General features: G+C 44.6%; 21 protein-coding genes. 17 read left to right on the top strand and 4 right to left on the bottom strand.

The annotated features are described in order from the left end of the window. Positions 1 to 25 precede the first annotated feature (25 nt). The 5 genes from MKY23_RS21255 to MKY23_RS21235 all read left to right on the top strand — a co-directional run bounded on the left by MKY23_RS21255 (position 26) and on the right by MKY23_RS21235 (position 3657). Complete coding sequence (locus MKY23_RS21255) at positions 26 to 925, top strand: ABC transporter permease subunit (RefSeq protein ID WP_090915693.1); 900 nt, start codon at positions 26 to 28, stop codon at positions 923 to 925. Between the two features lie 13 nt (positions 926 to 938). Next, entirely contained in the window at positions 939 to 1841 is a 903-nt protein-coding gene (locus tag MKY23_RS21250) for a carbohydrate ABC transporter permease (protein WP_090915344.1), read from the top strand. A 267-nt stretch (positions 1842 to 2108) separates the two neighbouring features. Beyond that, on the top strand, positions 2109 to 2279 hold the full coding sequence (locus MKY23_RS21245) for a hypothetical protein (protein WP_167375614.1): 171 nt from the start codon (positions 2109 to 2111) through the stop codon (positions 2277 to 2279). A gap of 74 nt (positions 2280 to 2353) precedes the next feature. After that, positions 2354 to 2698 (top strand): hypothetical protein, encoded by a 345-nt coding sequence (locus MKY23_RS21240; RefSeq protein WP_336120779.1) that lies wholly within the window; start codon positions 2354 to 2356, stop codon positions 2696 to 2698. Positions 2699 to 2838: 140 nt separating this feature from the next. Beyond that, positions 2839 to 3657 (top strand): purine-nucleoside phosphorylase, encoded by an 819-nt coding sequence (locus MKY23_RS21235; RefSeq protein ID WP_336120778.1) that lies wholly within the window; start codon positions 2839 to 2841, stop codon positions 3655 to 3657. A gap of 146 nt (positions 3658 to 3803) precedes the next feature. On the opposite strand, the gene MKY23_RS21230 is transcribed toward MKY23_RS21235, so the two are convergent. Further along, the gene (locus tag MKY23_RS21230; RefSeq protein ID WP_221790359.1) at positions 3804 to 4505 is read right to left on the bottom strand and encodes a DUF6199 family natural product biosynthesis protein; all 702 of its coding nucleotides are present in this window, start codon (positions 4503 to 4505) and stop codon (positions 3804 to 3806) included. 144 nt (positions 4506 to 4649) lie between these two features. On the opposite strand from MKY23_RS21230, the gene MKY23_RS21225 reads away from it, so the two are divergent. The 6 genes from MKY23_RS21225 (at position 4650) to pstB (ending at position 10965) form a co-directional block, all read left to right on the top strand. Next, positions 4650 to 5477: a sugar phosphate isomerase/epimerase family protein gene (locus MKY23_RS21225; RefSeq protein ID WP_221790357.1), complete on the top strand. Its 828-nt coding sequence runs from the start codon at positions 4650 to 4652 to the stop codon at positions 5475 to 5477. Positions 5478 to 5807: 330 nt separating this feature from the next. Continuing rightward, positions 5808 to 7208, top strand: coding sequence for a stalk domain-containing protein (locus tag MKY23_RS21220; RefSeq protein WP_260511072.1), 1401 nt, complete (start codon positions 5808 to 5810; stop codon positions 7206 to 7208). Between the two features lie 57 nt (positions 7209 to 7265). After that, positions 7266 to 8129, top strand: a complete 864-nt coding sequence (locus MKY23_RS21215; RefSeq protein WP_123062783.1) for a phosphate ABC transporter substrate-binding protein — start codon at positions 7266 to 7268, stop codon at positions 8127 to 8129. A gap of 122 nt (positions 8130 to 8251) precedes the next feature. Next, positions 8252 to 9220 (top strand): phosphate ABC transporter permease subunit PstC, encoded by a 969-nt coding sequence (gene pstC, locus MKY23_RS21210; protein WP_154887679.1) that lies wholly within the window; start codon positions 8252 to 8254, stop codon positions 9218 to 9220. Next, positions 9217 to 10125: a phosphate ABC transporter permease PstA gene (pstA, locus tag MKY23_RS21205; RefSeq protein WP_090915329.1), complete on the top strand. Its 909-nt coding sequence runs from the start codon at positions 9217 to 9219 to the stop codon at positions 10123 to 10125. The genes pstC and pstA overlap by 4 nt, the downstream gene beginning before the upstream one ends. An 84-nt stretch (positions 10126 to 10209) precedes the next feature. Further along, a complete protein-coding gene (gene pstB / locus MKY23_RS21200; protein ID WP_276326712.1) occupies positions 10210 to 10965 on the top strand; it encodes a phosphate ABC transporter ATP-binding protein PstB in 756 nt (251 codons plus the stop codon). Positions 10966 to 11029: 64 nt separating this feature from the next. Here pstB and MKY23_RS21195 read toward each other — a convergent pair whose 3' ends face one another. Next, positions 11030 to 11380, bottom strand: a complete 351-nt coding sequence (locus MKY23_RS21195; RefSeq protein ID WP_154983335.1) for a hypothetical protein — start codon at positions 11378 to 11380, stop codon at positions 11030 to 11032. 125 nt (positions 11381 to 11505) lie between these two features. On the opposite strand from MKY23_RS21195, the gene MKY23_RS21190 reads away from it, so the two are divergent. The 5 genes from MKY23_RS21190 to MKY23_RS21170 all read left to right on the top strand — a co-directional run bounded on the left by MKY23_RS21190 (position 11506) and on the right by MKY23_RS21170 (position 16251). Beyond that, on the top strand, positions 11506 to 13086 hold the full coding sequence (locus MKY23_RS21190) for a leucine-rich repeat domain-containing protein (RefSeq protein ID WP_154983334.1): 1581 nt from the start codon (positions 11506 to 11508) through the stop codon (positions 13084 to 13086). A 71-nt stretch (positions 13087 to 13157) separates the two neighbouring features. Continuing rightward, entirely contained in the window at positions 13158 to 13676 is a 519-nt protein-coding gene (locus tag MKY23_RS21185; protein ID WP_154983333.1) for a hypothetical protein, read from the top strand. 22 nt (positions 13677 to 13698) lie between these two features. Beyond that, positions 13699 to 14646, top strand: coding sequence for a YafY family protein (locus tag MKY23_RS21180; RefSeq protein WP_339832038.1), 948 nt, complete (start codon positions 13699 to 13701; stop codon positions 14644 to 14646). A gap of 66 nt (positions 14647 to 14712) precedes the next feature. Continuing rightward, positions 14713 to 15255, top strand: a complete 543-nt coding sequence (locus MKY23_RS21175; RefSeq protein ID WP_339832036.1) for a DinB family protein — start codon at positions 14713 to 14715, stop codon at positions 15253 to 15255. Positions 15256 to 15657: 402 nt separating this feature from the next. Then, positions 15658 to 16251: a YdeI family protein gene (locus MKY23_RS21170; RefSeq protein ID WP_339832033.1), complete on the top strand. Its 594-nt coding sequence runs from the start codon at positions 15658 to 15660 to the stop codon at positions 16249 to 16251. Between the two features lie 334 nt (positions 16252 to 16585). Here MKY23_RS21170 and yidD read toward each other — a convergent pair whose 3' ends face one another. Together yidD and MKY23_RS21160 are read right to left on the bottom strand one after the other, a co-directional pair. Continuing rightward, a complete protein-coding gene (gene yidD, locus MKY23_RS21165; protein WP_339832031.1) occupies positions 16586 to 16954 on the bottom strand; it encodes a membrane protein insertion efficiency factor YidD in 369 nt (122 codons plus the stop codon). Between the two features lie 154 nt (positions 16955 to 17108). Further along, positions 17109 to 17330, bottom strand: a complete 222-nt coding sequence (locus tag MKY23_RS21160) for a hypothetical protein (RefSeq protein ID WP_339832029.1) — start codon at positions 17328 to 17330, stop codon at positions 17109 to 17111. Between the two features lie 133 nt (positions 17331 to 17463). Here MKY23_RS21160 and MKY23_RS21155 point away from each other — a divergent pair, with 133 nt between their 5' ends. Next, positions 17464 to 17715: a type II toxin-antitoxin system HicB family antitoxin gene (locus tag MKY23_RS21155; RefSeq protein ID WP_339832027.1), complete on the top strand. Its 252-nt coding sequence runs from the start codon at positions 17464 to 17466 to the stop codon at positions 17713 to 17715. Positions 17716 to 17778: the final 63 nt, after the last annotated feature.

Genomic DNA, 17778 nt, shown 5'->3' with positions numbered 1-17778 from the left:
AACCGTTGTGACCAAGACGCCTCTGATGAAGCGCCTGCGCAGTCAAAAACAACTGATGTTTATGTCTCTGCCCATCGTCGCTTATATTTTGGTTTTCTCGTATTATCCGATCTGGGGCTGGGTTATGGCGTTCCAGAATTACAGTCCAGCGAAGAAATTCTCGCAACAGGAGTGGGTCGGACTTAAGCACTTCAAGTTTCTGCTTACGGACGACGCGTTTCTGAACGTGCTTCGCAATACGATCGCGATGAGTTTAATTAACATGATTCTTGGCTTTGTAACAGCCATTGTTTTTGCGATTTTGCTGAATGAAATCAAACACAAGCTGTACAAGCGCACGATTCAAACGATCTCGTATCTGCCTCACTTCCTGTCATGGATCATCGTTACGGGCATTGTAGCCAGCTCGTTATCGGTTGATGGCGGGATTGTGAACGTGGTGCTGATGAAGCTCGGTTTCATTAAAGAACCGATTATGTGGCTCAGCGTTCCAGAGTATTTCTGGGGTATTGTCGGTGCATCACACGTGTGGAAAGAAGTCGGCTGGAATGCAATCATCTATCTGGCTGCGATCACTTCCATTGACCCTTCACTCTATGAAGCGGCTGAGATTGATGGAGCTAACCGTTATAAAAAAATGTTGTATGTTACGTTGCCTGGCATCAAGTCAATCGTCATTATCTTGTTGATTATGAACATGGGATGGATTCTGGAAGCCGGATTCGAAGTCCAGTACTTGCTTGGAAATGGTGTCGTTGTTGACTGGTCTCAGACCATTGACATCTTTGTCTTGAAATACGGGCTACAGATCGGTAACTATTCACTTGCTACCGCAGCCGGTATATTCAAAACCGTCGTAAGTATTACCCTGATATTTGCAGCTAACTCAATATCCAAACGATTCGGCGAAGACCGATTAATATGAGGAGGACACATCGATGGGAATAAACAAATCTCGAGTTGAGCCGATTGTCTTCCACACATTTAACGGCTTGCTGATGATCTTTATTGCAGTAGTGACCTTATATCCATTTTTGAACACACTGGCTATTTCTTTTAATGCGGGTAACGATACGATTCGGGGCGGAATCTATCTGTTGCCGAGGGAGTGGACTACCCAAAACTACAAAGCTGTATTTGCGGGTGGCACCATATTCGCGGCTTTTGGGGTCTCGGTTGCCAGAACTGTACTAGGTACTGTTCTCAGCTTGTTCCTCACTTCCATGCTGGCATATACGCTGAGCCGAAAAGACTATATTCTGCGCAAACCGATCACGATTATCGTTGTATTGACCATGTATTTCAGTGCAGGTCTCATTCCAACATACTTCCTGATCAAAGATTTGCATTTGCTTAACAACTTCCTGGTATACATCATTCCGGGTCTGATCAGTGCGTTTAATATGATCGTTATTCGGACGTATATCCAGACGTTGCCTGAAGGACTGATTGAGTCAGCCAAGATTGATGGTGCGGGTGATTTCAGAACGTTTATGTCGATCATTTTACCGCTGTGTCAGCCAGTACTTGCAACGGTCGCGTTGTTCATTGCGGTAGGGCAATGGAACTCTTGGTTTGATACGTTCCTGTACGCTTCATCCAAGCAAAACCTGAGCACGTTGCAGTACGAGTTGATGAAACTGCTGTCCTCTTCTATGAACACCAACAGCAGTGCTGCGGTATCCAGCGGGGCAGATATGGGGCAAGCGCGTAACATGGTTACGCCGATATCAATCCGGGCAGCGATCACTATTGTTGCAGCATTGCCAATCCTGGTCGTGTATCCGTTCTTGCAAAAGTACTTTGTACACGGATTGCAACTGGGTAGTGTGAAGGAATAGTAAGAAGCAGCAATGATGAGTTATCATCGTTAGGAAACGAATTATAGTAGGATCTAAAGAAGTCGGCCGAGTGAGGCCGGCTTTTTTTGGTATACGCATGTATAAGCAAAATGAAAAGAAAATGACATCTAATCATTTGCTGTATATGTTATAATTTTCAATAATATAGAGTAGTCTTGTGAGTCAGCGGTTCAATGGAATGAAGATCGAGCCGAAACGACATATCTTGAAGAGTTATAAATTGAATTCAAGATGGAGTTGAATAAGATGGAAAGTATCCGTAATAATGCGTTAACGTTTATCGGAAATTTCGCAATGGCCTATTTTATTTTCGGAGAGGGACGGATCGGTAAACCTCTAATATTTGCGTTCTGGATGTTTATCTTGATGATGGGGATAGACTGGTATAAACGTAGAGGGAGTCATACGCTGAATTAGTATATGGTACCATGGAGCCGGTCCCGGCAGAGGATTGGCTATTTGGTGTACAATTTTGGAGAGGAGGTGCTGGATTGCTGTCACGACCGTTTTCGCTGGATTCATTCCGATGCTGGATGCAACGTAAACAGGAACAACTGCAGGTGCTCCAGATCTCTACGGAAGAGAGAAAAGGAAATCCTGAAAATGAGAAGGAGTGTACTCCCGATCCTTTCATTGGATATGTTCATGAATCGGAGAGAGCTATGGGGCAGGTCACGATATGGGCCTCTCGGCAGATGGAGTTTGAGGTAATAAACATCGACACAGAAGAACGTTTATTGTGGACGTATGTTGAGCAGATTGAAGAACAAGACGCAAATTTCGAAACGATGTTGGAGCCTTACTTCGGCGCGTTGCAGTCTGGAGTTAAAGCCTAACAAAGCTTGTCGGAATTGTGTATTGAGGACAGAATGAGGACACCCATTTACATCCGAGCCGTTGTTCATTACACTTGATAAGTAACGCTTATAAATAGGGTATATGTAATATCAATTCAGATTATCAGGAGGACGTTATTATGCATCAATCAGCACACATTCAGGAAGCACGCGATTACATATTAAACCGGATCAACTCCAAGCCAGTGGTAGGTATGATTCTGGGTTCAGGACTGGGAGCACTTGCGGACGAGATTGAGAATGCAACAGTGATTCCTTATACAGAGATTCCATATTTTGCTCAATCCGAAGCCATTGGACACGCTAATGAATTGGTGATTGGAGAATTAATGGGGAAGACCGTTGTAGCCATGAAAGGCCGCCTTCACTACTATGAAGGTTTTACCTTAGATGAAGTAACATTCCCGGTTCGCATTATGAAGGCACTGGGCGTTGAACAACTGATCGTCACCAACGCTTGTGGTGCGGTCAACACCGGTTTCGAACCAGGCCAGCTCATGCTGATTACGGATCATATTAATCTGGTTGGCAACAATCCCCTGATTGGACCAAACAATGCTGATCTGGGCGTGCGCTTCCCGGATGTGTCTCAAGTATACAACCGTGAATTGCGTAGTGTCGCTCTACAGATTGCTGAAGAGCAAAATGTAAGCCTGCAACAAGGGGTATATGCGTGGTGGAGTGGTCCAGCTTATGAAACACCTGCTGAGATTCGCATGATTCGCACGATGGGTGCGGACGCTGTAGGAATGTCTACTGTACCAGAAGCAATTGTTGCCATTCATGGCGGCATGAAGGTATTAGGAATCTCCTGTCTGACAAACATGGCATGTGGTATTCTGGATCAACCTCTCAGCCATGATGAAGTGATTGAGGTCGCAGCCAAAGTGAAAACAACGTTCATTGGCTTGGTTAAAGGTATTTTGCAAAAAATGTAATACAGCATCGCGCTATACTAGTAGAATCCATTCGCAGGCATTGTCTCATCAGAAACTTCTGATGGGGCAATGTTTTTTTGCAGAGAGGAGGCTGATGCAAGAATATATTCCTGCATCAGCTTGTGTGACTTATAACTTATAAGTTTTTAAAATGCCTGAAATGCGGTCCAGATGGCAAGGAGCATGCACAGGACGCCTCCTATTTTGCACATAACATAATAAAAATCACTTGGCTCGGGATTATTCACCCATACCCATTGGAAGGAAATCCAGAAGAGAGCCCGCTGAAATGATTCGTAATAAAACGTGCACCATCCGTAAATGAATACGGCAATGGCGAGGAATAGAAAAGCAGGCATACCTGGTTTCTCGTGGTACTCTGGGAAGGCGGCCGTTACGAGCATAACCGGTGTATATTGTTCCTCGCCCTCTGCAATTATGCGTTCCCCGTTTAGAACGTCACTTTGCGGAGGAGCCATATGACCTTTTTCATCATAACTCAATAAAGTGCCGTGTTGTTGCTCGACTTCATATTTGTTCCCTTGAGGGTAAAATACATTATACGTTGAAATAGGCTTGGAAGCGGTTTGAGTTACAGTGAAATTCTGCTCGCCAATCGTTACGATACGTTTGTGCTGTTCGACTTGTACCTGAATGGGGACTGCATCTTGGCTTCTATAGGTGATTGTTGTGCCGTCCTCATGGTCTGAACCATATTTATGTTGATCAATATAGAATACAGGCTGTGTAAAATAAGATTTCGAACTGATCCCGACAATGATGGATAAAACAGCAAGACAAGCTAGCATAATGAGGGTAGGCCCATGTTTTTTTAATAGAGAATTCACAGATGAATATCCAATCCTTTCCTGTAAACGAATGTTCTTTTTAATACGCAATGTGTGGTGAAGGGTTGCGTTTGTTCTGTTGGGGAGTAGGCATTTCGTATACAATGGAATAAGCATCTAAAAGGACTGACAGGAGGCGAAGGGATGATTAAGGGATTGACCAAGGCAGGACTTGGCAAGCTGGAATCCGATGAACAATATATCACGTATGCTGCCAGGTATGGTTTTGGGGCAGTTGATTTGAATCCGCTCTCATTCTTACAGACGTATGGCATAGGACAAGCCCAGCATCTGCTGGAAAGCAATCAGGTTATCATTGGCTCAGCGGATTTTCCAGTAGAATGGCGCTCAGACGATGAACAATTCCGAGAGGGGCTGCCGAATCTCGTCGCGATGGCCGAAGCATCTGCCGCACTGAACGTAGACAAATGCTGTACCTACATTCTCCCCTCTACCGATCAGCCTGCAGCGACATTTATGGCTGTAGCGACCAAACGACTAAGACTTTGTGCTGATATTCTGGATGCTTATGGTATCCGGCTCGGACTGGAGTTTGTAGGATGTCATCACTTGCGTACGCAATGGAAGAATCCGTTTCTTTGGCGTGTAGGGGATACGTTGGACTGGGTCGATACGATACATGCACCTAATGTGGGTCTGCTCGTCGATTCGTATCACTGGCACACGAATGGGATGGAGATGAATGAGCTACTGAAGCTAAAGCAGGAGCAGGTGGTTCACGTACACATCAATGATGCTTATGACCTGCCTATTGAGGAATTGAAGGACGGAGAACGGCTTTATCCGGGAGAAGGTACCATTAATCTAACAGGTTTTCTGAAAAATCTGCAGGCCATCGGTTATAACGATGTTGTGGCTCAGGAAGTGCTGGCACCTGCATCCGAACTGGATGTGGAGACACGGTTTGCCAAGTCAAAGGCAGGCTTTGATCGGGCGTTTGCTTCCCTTTAAAAAAATGCGATAACCTTTGACCCATGCAATTCGTATGGGTTATTTGTTGTTGCAATCACGGGGCGAGCCGAATTGTAATGAAAATTTTACAATATGAATGTGTTTATATGAAAACATTGACAATGCGTTAACGATTCCAAGATTTCCTGTTTACAAATCCCTCCTATAATTACAAACGTGATAGGTCATTTTTACTATGAACGTGGATAGTTTGGGGGGATGAGGCGAACTAGCTCTCATATAGACGATACATGCAAACACACCAAGCAGGGCACAGCAATATCAGGCAAGATTATATGGAGAAAAGAAGGGTGACAAAAGCCAATGTCAATGAAGAAGACGTTAGTAGTGTCCATGGTAGCCACAGTATTAACAACCTCTGTGGCTCACGCAGTATCGGCTGCTCCTGCAACAAAATCTGTAGCTAGTACGAGTGCAGCTCAGGTGAAAAACTCCACGTTTACCATAAACGGTAACAGTGTCATTGTACGTTCCATTGTGAAAAATGGAGAAACACTTGTAGCCGTTCGTGATGTAATCCAAGCGATCGGTGCACAAGCTGAAATTGCAAACGGAGCGACGGTGATTCAATTGAATGGTCACACGGTTAGCTTGCAGAACAAGTCCAAGCAGCTTGTCGTGGACGGGGCTAAGGTGAATCTGAATCAGCCGGTTACGATCATTGGAGGAGTAAGCTACGTTGCACTTCGTCCGCTCGTGGCAGGCGTAGGCGGTACCGTTGGTTTGAAGAACGGTCAGCTTGAAGTCAGCACGATTGCTCTGATTGAAGGTACAGAGAACCCGCGTTTTGCCGGAGCAAATGAGCTAATTGTCTCCAAAAATGACGATGAGGGCAGAAGTGATTATCTCATCAATACGGCTACTGGAAAATATGAGCTGTTGTTAACGACTGAAGGTGGTTCAGATCTCGTTGTATCCCCAAGCGGCAATCAAGCAGCCTATACGAATGCAGAAGGAGCCGTATACGTTATTGACTTGAAAACGAAGGCTTCCAAGCTCATTACGAATGATACAAGCATCAAACCGGAACTGGTCTGGGCTGCGGACGAGAGTTCGATCTATTTCCTGCAAGGAGATAAAGGATCGGTGATCGCGAACTTGAATCTGGCGGACGGTACCATCAAGAAACTGGTGGAAGATAAAGTCGATTACAAAGAAAACCTGAATGTGTCACTGAGCGGCAAACGATTCGTCTATACCGTAACTACTCTGGGTAAAGTAACCGCAGATTCGACGAATGTAGATGCAGACAATGTGGATATTGATTTCTCGGCGAATCAACAGCAATTATTTTCGTATAACAACGCTTCTGAAAAACCAGCTGCGGTGAAGTTAACCACTTCAACGGATGATAAAGTATTTATCTATTCCGCAGATGGTCAGAAAGCCTACTACGTGAGTGTACCGTCTGAGGATGGTAATGCCTCCCTCATGTCCGTAGATGCATCCCAGAAACCAGTTACGGTGTATAGCGAACATGATGTAGAACAAGCAGTTTTGTCAGGCGGTACCTTATACGTACTTGCTGCGCAGGATGAAAAGAACAGCGTGATTCTGTCGATCGATACGGTGACCGGTCAACAATCCAAGCTCTACACGGTATCCTCTGACGTATCATCCATCGTTGTGAAGGGTTCGCAGCTCGCAGTTGTTGAGAACGGACGAGTACTGGTGCAAACGGACGGCAGCTGGAAAGCTGTAACGAAGTAAAACTAAAATGTACTGAAAATTAAAATTTAACGCAAAATTCGAGAGGAGCTTTTTACAATGAAAAAATGGATCAAACCTTTCACGGCCATGTTGATGGCAGTATCCCTGGTTGGTGGACTTGGTGGTGCAATGACAGCATCGGCTGCCAAAAGCACGGAGAAAGGCAAAATTGTCATCAATGGTTCTTCTGCACTCCTTCCATTGACGCTTCAAGCTGCAAGTGAATTCAAGAAAGACAATCCAAAAGTTAAAATCTCCGCATCTGCTGCGGGTTCCGTAACTGGCCCACAATCTGTTCGCAAAGGCATTGCAGATATCGGTGCGGTAGACTGGGATGCATCCAAAGATGTTCCTGGCTTCAAAAAATTCGACGGACAGGTCGCTCATCCGGTAGCTGTAACTGTGTTTACTGCGGTAGTAAATACAAACGTGGGTGTAACGAATCTGACTACAAAACAATTGCAAGACATCTTCTCCGGCAAAGTAACCAACTGGAAAGAAGTTGGCGGTTCAGACGGTAAAATCGTTGTGGTTAACCGTAAGTTCGGATCAGGTACACGTGTTAACTTCCAACAAAAAGCACTCGATGGTAAAGACTTCATGAGCAAAGGGGACAACTACAAAGAAGTAGGTTCGAGCGGTGACATGAAAACGACGATCGAAACGACACCTAACGCAATTGGTTATATCGACCTGCCGTACGTAACAAGCAAAATGAAAGCTGTATCCATCAATGGCGTAGCACCAACAGAGAAAAACGTGCTGAACAAAACATACAAAGTATGGGGTATCGGATACTACATGACGAAAGGTCAACCAACGGGTGCAACGAAGGCATTCATCGAGTACATCCAAAGCAACAAATTCCAAAACGGTTCCCTGAAAAAGCTGAAATTCATTCCGCTCGCAGCCGTTAAGTAAAACGTTCAGTCTGATCTGAATCAGACTTCAACATCCTGCACCTGCATTTCATAAGAAAGGGATAGCCAGCTTCCGCGCGTGGTCGCCAAGCTGGCTTCTCTATGTGAAAGGAAGAGTCCTCTATGATGGAAATGAATCCACCGGCGAACAGCCCGGCTCCGAATGAGCTGGGTTCAAGCCTTGGCAAAGCGCCCGAGAAGAGACGACGTTTTGACCGTAAAGCCCGGCTCCGGTGGTCTAACCGCATGTTTCGCATCCTCTGCATTAGCAGTGCAGCCTTTGTCTGCCTCGTTCTGTTCTGTATTCTGGTGCTTATGCTTCGCACAGGTGTCCTTACTTTTGCAGACGTCTCGCTGAAAGAATTCTTTTTCTCCACGAACTGGGACCCGGAAAATGAGCACTACGGTGCACTGACATTTATTCTGGGCACGTTTGCTCTCACTGGGCTGACGATGCTGATGGCGATTCCTCTCTCCGTCATCATTGCTGTATTTCTGGCGGAAATGACACCAAAATGGCTTCGTCGCCTGCTGCGTCCGGTGCTGGATCTGCTGGTGGGTATCCCGTCCGTCGTGTACGGTTATCTTGGTTTGACGGTTCTAATTCCATGGCTTCGGGACTTGAGCGGACGTGATCTGGCAGATGGTCTGCTAGCAGCATCTATTGTACTGACCATCATGGTACTGCCGACGATTAGCCGGATTAGTGATGATGCGATCTCCGCCGTGCCGAACAAATACCGGGATGCGGCGTATGCACTCGGTACGAATCGGTTTCAAACGATTACCCGGGTCGTGCTTCCGGCGGCAAGAGGCGGTATTATGTATGCGGTCATTCTGGGTATGACACGTGCCATTGGTGAGACGATGGCAGTGGTTATGGTTATTGGTAACACGGCGCAGCTGCCGACCAGTCTGTTTACGCCAACTGCCGTGCTGACCAGTAACATTGTGATGCAAATCTCCAGTGTAGAATTCGATTCGATCTGGAATCATGGCTTGTATATGATGGGCTTTATTTTGCTGGCGATTTCCATCCTGATGATCGTTGCCGTGAGAATGCTGCAGAAGAGAGGGGGACGCCACCTGTGAGTGTGAAAAGAGAGGTTAATCCGGCTACTGCGTATTCCTTCGGCAAACGGCGATCGTCCTCGGCATGGATGGATCGGCTGTTTACGGGGACAGTGTGGGGCGTAGGTATCATCGTTATTTTATTTATTGTGGGATTGTTGTTTCTGTTGTTGCAAAAAGGGTTGCCGATGCTCAGCTGGGATTTCCTGTACGGTGTACCGAGTGAGATTGAAGAAGGCGGAGGCATTGGCCCTGCGCTGTTCAACTCTTTCTATGTGCTGATTCTGTCTCTTCTCATCTCGATTCCGATCGGGCTTGCAGCAGGTATTTATCTTGCTGAATTTGCACCAAACAACAAGCTGATCGAGGTTGTGCGTATATGCGTGGAAGGGCTGTCGTCCGTGCCATCGATTATATTTGGTTTGTTTGGGATTGCACTATTTGTCGAGTATTTCGAGATCGGTCTGACAATTCTTGGAGCTGCGGTCAGCCTTGCCTTCCTGAACTTGCCTGTGTTGACCCGGGTGACAGAGGAAGCGGTTCGTGCTGTCCCGACCGAACTTCGTAACGGTTCGTTTGCACTGGGTGCAACGCATCTGCAGACGATTCGGCAAGTGGTTCTTCCTGTTGCGCTGAACGGAATCATGACAGGTATCTGTCTGACCGCAGGCCGTGCTTTTGGCGAAAGTGCCGTTATTATTCTGACCGCGGGTGTATCCACGTCCGGCGAGATGTGGGATTTCAATCTGTTATCACCAGGCGGAACGCTGGCGGTGCATCTGTGGTATATCCAGTCCGAAGCCATTGTGCCGGATGCGGAGCAGATTGCCCAGAAATCCACAGCCGTACTGATTTTTGTCGTGCTGCTTATCAATATTTTATTCCGTGTGCCGCTGTGGTTTAATTCTCGTAAAAATCAAATGTAACGTAGAGCCAAAGTCTATGCGGGCAAACCTGTTATGTCTGTTATAAAAATAGTATATTCCAATTCATCGCCAGGAGGGCACATGGTGCAATCGATTATTGAAACGAATAAGCTGAACTTATTTTACGGTACCTTTCAGGCGCTGAAAGAAGTATCCATTGAAATTCCAGAGCGCGCCATTACGGCATTTATCGGTCCATCCGGCTGTGGCAAATCTACCTTGCTACGCACCCTGAATCGTATGAATGACCGGATACCTGGCACACGAATTGAGGGAACGGTGGCTGTTGGTGGAACGGATATTTACAGTGGTGACGTGCATGTGGAGACACTGCGCAAGAAGATCGGTATGGTCTTCCAGTCACCGAATCCTTTTCCGAAATCCATCTATGACAACATTGCATTCGGACCAAGACAGCACGGGATTCATGGCAAAAAAAAGCTCGATGAGATCGTCGAACGCAGTCTGCGTTCCGCCGCTCTCTGGGACGAAGTCAAAGACAACCTGAAGCGCTCAGCGCTTAGTTTGTCAGGTGGACAACAGCAACGTCTGTGCATCGCTCGTGCTCTGGCCGTGGAACCGGATATTCTACTCATGGATGAAGCGACAGCCTCTCTTGATCCGGTCTCCACCTTCAAGATTGAGGAATTGACACATGAGCTGAAGGAACGTTACACCATCGTGATGGTCACCCACAACATGCAGCAAGCCGCGCGTGTCTCCCAGCAGACCGTGTTTTTCCTGAACGGCGAAGTTGTAGAGTATTCGCCTACGAAGAGCATGTTCTCCGAACCTGTCGATGTGCGCACACAGGATTATATCAGCGGCCGATTTGGTTGAGATGGTGCTGCTTAAGCAGTAGACGAGAGCCTTTCAGATGTGGTCTGAAAGGCTCTTTTGTGATTTACATTTTCCAGGGGAGACGAGGGTATTTGTAACGAAAAACGGTGTTGTTCTCATGTTTAACATAAATCCATGGAGGTGGGACGGGGGTGCCGAACGCTTTGTATAAAGTTGTTCCGTCATCACTTGTTAAATATGGTTCTATGTTGTCCTGAAAGTCCTCTGCCTGCATTTTTCCTTGATAAGACAAGGTCTGCCCCTGCGTGCTGATATGAGGTGCACCTGAGATGAATCGGTAGGATGTATTGATCAAGCCAACTTTCTGGGAAGATAACATCATGAATTCGCTCAAGAGTAGTATGCTGATGGAAATCGTAAGAATTGCACTCGTAATCCAACGTTTTTTCTTCATTTTGCAGACCTCCAGTATCATTTTCGAATTTAAAAATTTGTTTGAGCTAAATACTTGTTGAACACTTAGCTCGTAGATAAAACCAACCGATATATAAACAAGAATTATAATACTTCCGTTGGGGGTTGAAGATCATTAAAATTTGGATGGTTGTGCCTTCACATAAGGCAATGGAAATCAAACTTGAATCTTTTGATCGAGATAGTGACAGAATGGAGGCTTATTTCGACGGGGAGAGTGAGCATTGGGAGCCGCCAATATTTGTAACGCAGCGAAAAGGTAACAAAAGTGATTGCATTGAATATATGATTACCTTTCTGGTTTTCTCAAAAAAAGCAAAAGATGTTCTCACACCGTTAATCGGAAAGGATGTCGAATTTCTCCCATTAATCCACGCTGAACAAGAGATGTTCGCTGTTAAGGTGAACCGGATACAGGATTTTATTGATATGAGTAATCCTGTTGAGCGAAAGACGGGATACGGTTTTTTCTCAGAATACGTACATATTCTGCCGGAGCGTATTGATACAGATGCACACTTGTTTTGTCTACCGCAACATCATCACCTTCGTTTTTTTGCGACAGATACATTTAAACAAGTGGTGGAAGAGAATAAATTAAAGACTTTTGAATTTATTGAGCTATGGGATACAGAAAACACAGAAGAGATGCGGAAAGAACGTCTAAAGGTTTATGATACATATTATGCAGACATTGCTGCAAGACAGCAGGTGACTTATGAAACGGCAAGGAGCATCGTTGAAACAGGGACCATTTGTCGTCATGATGATCACATCTTAATACAGAGGAACGGCCAGTTTCTGAATGGTAAGATATTGGATAATGAATCGATTCAGTGGATAATTCCAACGTATATCCCTCCGATTTATTTAGTGTGGCCATGGTACGTGTATGAGGCTACTGAGCTGGAGAGAGTGAAGCAGGAGTATTTTGCAGAACTTTCTTACAAGGTTAACGGACCTAGGGGTAACAAGGTCTTCTTTAAGGACGAACACCTGGAACAAGCTATTCGGTCGAAGCTTCAAGTGTTTAAAGAAGATTTGACGGATATGAACCTGCTGGAATTGAAAGATATCATCAGCTATTACTTCAAAGGACCAGTGTATCATCTGGATGGTATTCAGTATGCCAAAAATTTGCGAAGTTACAGCGTGGAAGAAAATCCTGATTTTGATCTTGCAGAGCTCTGTTATCTGCCTGAGAGTGTCGAAACATTATGTGTCAACAATATGAAATTAAAAAGTATATCGGAATTGACCAGGTTAACTCATCTTTCTAATCTGGAAACCATTCACATTGAGAATAATAATTTAATAGACCTTTCCCCATTGTTGACGTTTCCTCAATTGGACTGGATTAGAGCTGATTACAACCAGATAGAAGACATCACGCCACTTAATCAGCTCAAGAAATTACGTAAGTTGATGTTGGGCTACAACCCAATCCAAAATATTCATTTGTTGGCATTACCAGAGCTCCGCAGATTACGTATTGAGGGAGTACTTACGGAAGACTGGGGATTTTTGCTCACACAATTTCCTAAACTGGAGAGTGTGTGGATCACAGAGAGTGGCATGTCAGAGGTTTCACGTAAAAGTATGAGAGCGGTTATCAAAAGTAAGAAGTTTGAGGTTGTATGGGAATTAGTTGGTGGAGGTAGCAGGTGGTATAACAGGAAGAAATAGAAGTGAAATTTCTGCTAGATTTTAGAGAGTCTCTTTTTCTCTTTTAAAGATTTGTACAAGGAGTGTATGAAATGAAGTTTTTATTTGAATTAATGTTATCTATGCTCATGTTAACGAATGGTTCTACTGGTGAGCCGATAACCCGAGAGGATATCCAAGCCTATCTTACATTACATCAATTGAAATATGCAGATGTTAAAATTGTGAATGATCGTTCAGCACTTCTGGTTAGTGTAAAGGGAGAACATGCCAGGGCTTCTATACTTACTAAATCATCAAAGAATACACTTGTGTTGCGGCCTAATGAGTATGTGTGGAAAGAAGATGAGGAAGGCGTCTCTGTGGAACAGTTGGGAGGATATCTATGCATCGCTATCCATGACAAAGCACTTAGTCATAAGATGGATTTTGTTAATATTATCTATACAGACGATAACATGGTTGAGAGGAAAGACCGCTATTATTTTAATGGAAAACAAGCACTCATTATTCCAATTCCCTTGCAAAAGGAACACCTTGTTGTAGCTGTTTACGGCAACGACGGTTTCATCCATGATATGATTAAACATGTACCGCAAGCATGGAAGTAAACCATAGGGGACTGAATGAAACATGAATAAAACGGAGCGACAGCTCGCTATTACGTTGGAACTACAACGAACAAAACTGATAAGGGCGGAGGATCTGGCCGCTCAGTTTGAGACCAGTGTTCGTACAATATATCGCGATATCCAAGCTTTAAGCGAGGCTGGCGTGCCCATTGCAGGTGCTCCGGGTCATGGGTATTCTCTCATGGAAGGGTACTTTCTGCCCCCGGTTAGTTTTACTGCGGAGGAAGCCGTGTCGCTGCTCATGGGAGCGAAGTTTATCGAACAGAGATGGGATACCGCCTATGGTATTCAAGCAAAATCTGCACAGCGCAAGATTGAAGCCATTTTACCAGAAGCCATTCGTAAGCAGTCCTCGCGTGTACAAGAAACGATGCGCGTGCTTCATCCGATGGGACCTGATACAACTGGCATGGTGAGAACTTACCTTAACGATATACGTAACGCGATTCTGGAGCAACGTAAAATCAGCTTGATGTATCTGAAAAAAATGCCGGGCTCGGACGGGAAACGCTCGAATCAGCGTATCGTGTCGCCATATGGGCTTACCTTGGTGCGGGAAAATTGGGTGTTGATCGGCAGATGTGATCTGCGGCAGGATGTTCGTCATTTTCGTTTGTCCCGCATGTCGGAGCTTTCTGTTCTGGAAGAGAAATTTCGTCTGCCGCCAGATTTTGATCTGAATCGGTATCAGCCGCCGGATGATCGTAACGAACATGTTCTTGTTCGAGCAAAATCAGAAGTTGCTGACAAAATGATGGAGATCCTTCATTTTTATATCGATCAAGTGGAGGAACAGGAGGACGGGATTCATTTCCGCTTTCGTGTCCGCTATCCTGAGGAAATTTTGCATCATCTACTTGGTCTAGGTGGAGATATCGAAGTGATGGAGCCGGGGTCTCTGCGTGCCCTTATGCGGGAGGTGGCGACAAATATCTTGAAGCACTACTGACATACCCTTGTCAGTAGTGCTTTTTTATACTGGAATTATTCAAGATGAAGAGGAGATGTTTGCAGGATGAAAAGCACAAATGAAATATTAAATTCTTTCGAGACTACAGTAGAGAGGTATGTAGCAGAATTAAATCTTTTGAATATGGATGAATTACTACAAAAAGAGAATGAAGAAGAATGGTCGATCGGGCAAATGTACATGCATTTGATTCAATCGGCGCTGTTCATGCAGCTGCGTAACATTGACCATTGTTTGGCTAATAATGAGCACACCGTACATTCAGATGAGGTGAAAACAGAGCTGGGCAGTCAGGTATTCGAGGCAGAACAATTCCCTCCTGTTCGGGTTAAAGTACCGGCTTCTCCGCAATATACACCATTGCAACCCGAAAGTAAGGAACAAATTGCCCAGGGGCTTCAGCAGGTTGTGGATCGGATGAGGAGTACAGCAACTGTACTTGTTCTAGAGGAAGCGGCCACAGGTTCTAAAGTGCCTCACCCTCGTCTTGGAGCGTTAAATGCTCAGGAGTGGTTCCACTTGATCGAAATGCACTACAAACATCATTTTTTACAGCTGGATCGGTTGAAAATGAATATGGGAAAGTGATTAACGTACCTGACGCTTACACATCTACGAATGAGATATATGCCACACAACACGTAGTAATCTTCCGAGACAAGAAGAGTTGAAAATTCAATAAACAAATGAACGTAATACAGAGCCTATAGACCGTTTATAGGTTCTTCTTTTCGTATGAACAATAAAAGGTTGCACTAGTTATAACCTATTTTTGGGAAGGACTGTCCAGGTTAACCCTCTAGGTTTAAATTGAAGGGGAGAAGCTAATACATGTTGGATAAGTGCTTCTGAAGTAGTGCTCTATAATCTCTTGAATAACCGCACAAACAAACCGATAAATAAAGGTAAATAAAAGGTGTCAGTACAAGATGAGATAAATTAGATTGTATTGAATAAAACATAACTAAATTGGTTGAGAGGAAGATTCCTATGACTACGCACAATACCAATCCCAAAGTAGATGCATATCTAAGCAAAATCAAAACGTGGAAGGAAGAATCGGTGAAGCTGAGAGAGATCATCCTGGACTGTGATCTGACTGAAGATTACAAATGGATGCATCCGTGCTACACGTTAAACGGGAAAAACGTCGTACTGATTCATGGCTTCAAGGAATACTGTGCAATCATGTTTCTCAAAGGCTCTCTGCTTAAAGACCCGCATGGTATCCTGATTCAGCAAACGAATAATGTGCAGGGAGGTCGCCAGATTCGTTTCACTAACCTGGAGCAGATTATCGAACAGGAAGAGATTCTGAAAGCTTACATTCGTGAAGCGATCGAAGTGGAACAAGCGGGTCTAAAAATAGAAAAAAAGGAAGTAGAGCAATTCGCGGTTCCCGAGGAACTGCAACAACAATTCGATGCCAATCCTGCCTTCAAGGAGGCATTCGAAGCACTAACCCCTGGTCGTCAGCGGGCGTATCTGTATCACTTTTCACAGCCAAAACAATCCAAAACCAAGACATCCCGCATTGAAAAATGTATACAGCCTATTATGGAGGGAAAAGGGTTGAATGACTGATGCCCCAAGCGCTAACGATCTCCACAGAGCTTATTTGGTGGTTTTCTGGCGTCGTAAAATTCTAACGATCCTCAGGAACGCTATTTAAGCCAAACTAGGCTTCAAATCCTGAAAAAGGCTGAATTTCGTCAAAATAACGTCCGTACGGATCGTTAGATTTTAAAACTGCCCGAAACGGGGCAAATAGGCTCTTCTGTGATCGTTAGAATTTTTGAAACACCAAAAGGCTATCTCCTGTCGTCTGCATGACGTGTAGGAATAGCCTTTTGGTGTTTTGTGGATACTTTTGATAGAAACACATGATTATTTTACAGGTTCTACAAACTACACCTTGTTAAGGATAATCATATCCCCCGCCTGTGATATTACATCTCCGAAGACGCCGAATACCCAGTGAAAGGCCCTTGACCGCTCCATACTTTTCAATGGCTTGAATCATATACATCGAACAGCTGGGCTCATAACGACATTTGTCCCGCAACTCTAGAGGAGCAAATCGTTGATAGATGCGGATAATCCAGACTAGAATGGCTTTAGCTCGAATCAGAACGATGAAGAACATGCTTGCTGCGAAAACCAATGGGACACTCATTGAAGCATACGCCGGAATGAACGGCTTGGAGCTATAGAAAAAGATTAACGATACCAGTAAAGAAATACATAATGATAGGGTAACCTTGCCAATAGCATTTAACCAATTCACTTCCGGGATTACATGAGTTCTAACATAAAAATGGCTTCGAGGATCATTTTTCTCATGATGGGTATGTAAGAGCTTTATTAGTTCTTCTTCGGATGGCATGGTATTGTAAATAGGTTCTTCAGATTCTGGGCTTTTCATGAATCTTGCACGCTTATTATACTTCTCTGTAGAATATTAGCATGTAATGGTGTGTGGTTACGGGCTGCTGGAGACAACCTGGTTTTTCGGTAACCGCAAGGGACTCCATGGATTGATAGATCCATCCTGACTCCGCTTTGTGATTAATGATATCCGCCAATAAATTGACAGCGGCTTGGGTATCCCCTCGATTCACTTGAACATTTTTGGGGCCTGGAACGACAGTGTACTCTCTCATCTGAATTCATCCTTTTCTAATGTGAAATGTAACATTGGGCATTCCATTATTTTACTATAAATGCAGGTGAACTGTCGATTGGAACTTATTCATCCTGTCATAGCTGACTGTTGAAAAAAGGAGATATTTCCATATGATTCGGATCTACAAATATTACGCCATTTTTAACTTTGCCGACGACGGAATAAACGTTTCGTTCCCTGATCTGCCAGGTTGCCTTACCTATGGTCATACCCTTGAAGACGCATTAATCATGGCAAAAGATGCGCTAGGACTATATCTGGACGGAGAACCAGTGGAAGAACTCCCGACTTCTCAGACCATGCCTCAGTTATCCAACCCAAATGATAAAGCATATTTAATTGAAGTAAATATTCATTATTAAAGACATGGACTGCACAGGACGCAAGGGAAGAGCATGATTTTCGCCTATTCTACTCTAACTCTG

The sequence above is a fragment of the Paenibacillus sp. FSL R7-0272 genome, from assembly GCF_037969905.1.
Lineage (GTDB): Bacteria > Bacillota > Bacilli > Paenibacillales > Paenibacillaceae > Paenibacillus > Paenibacillus polysaccharolyticus.
The sequence above is the reverse complement of the archived record's forward strand: the minus strand, read 5'-3'. Positions and strand labels throughout refer to the sequence as shown.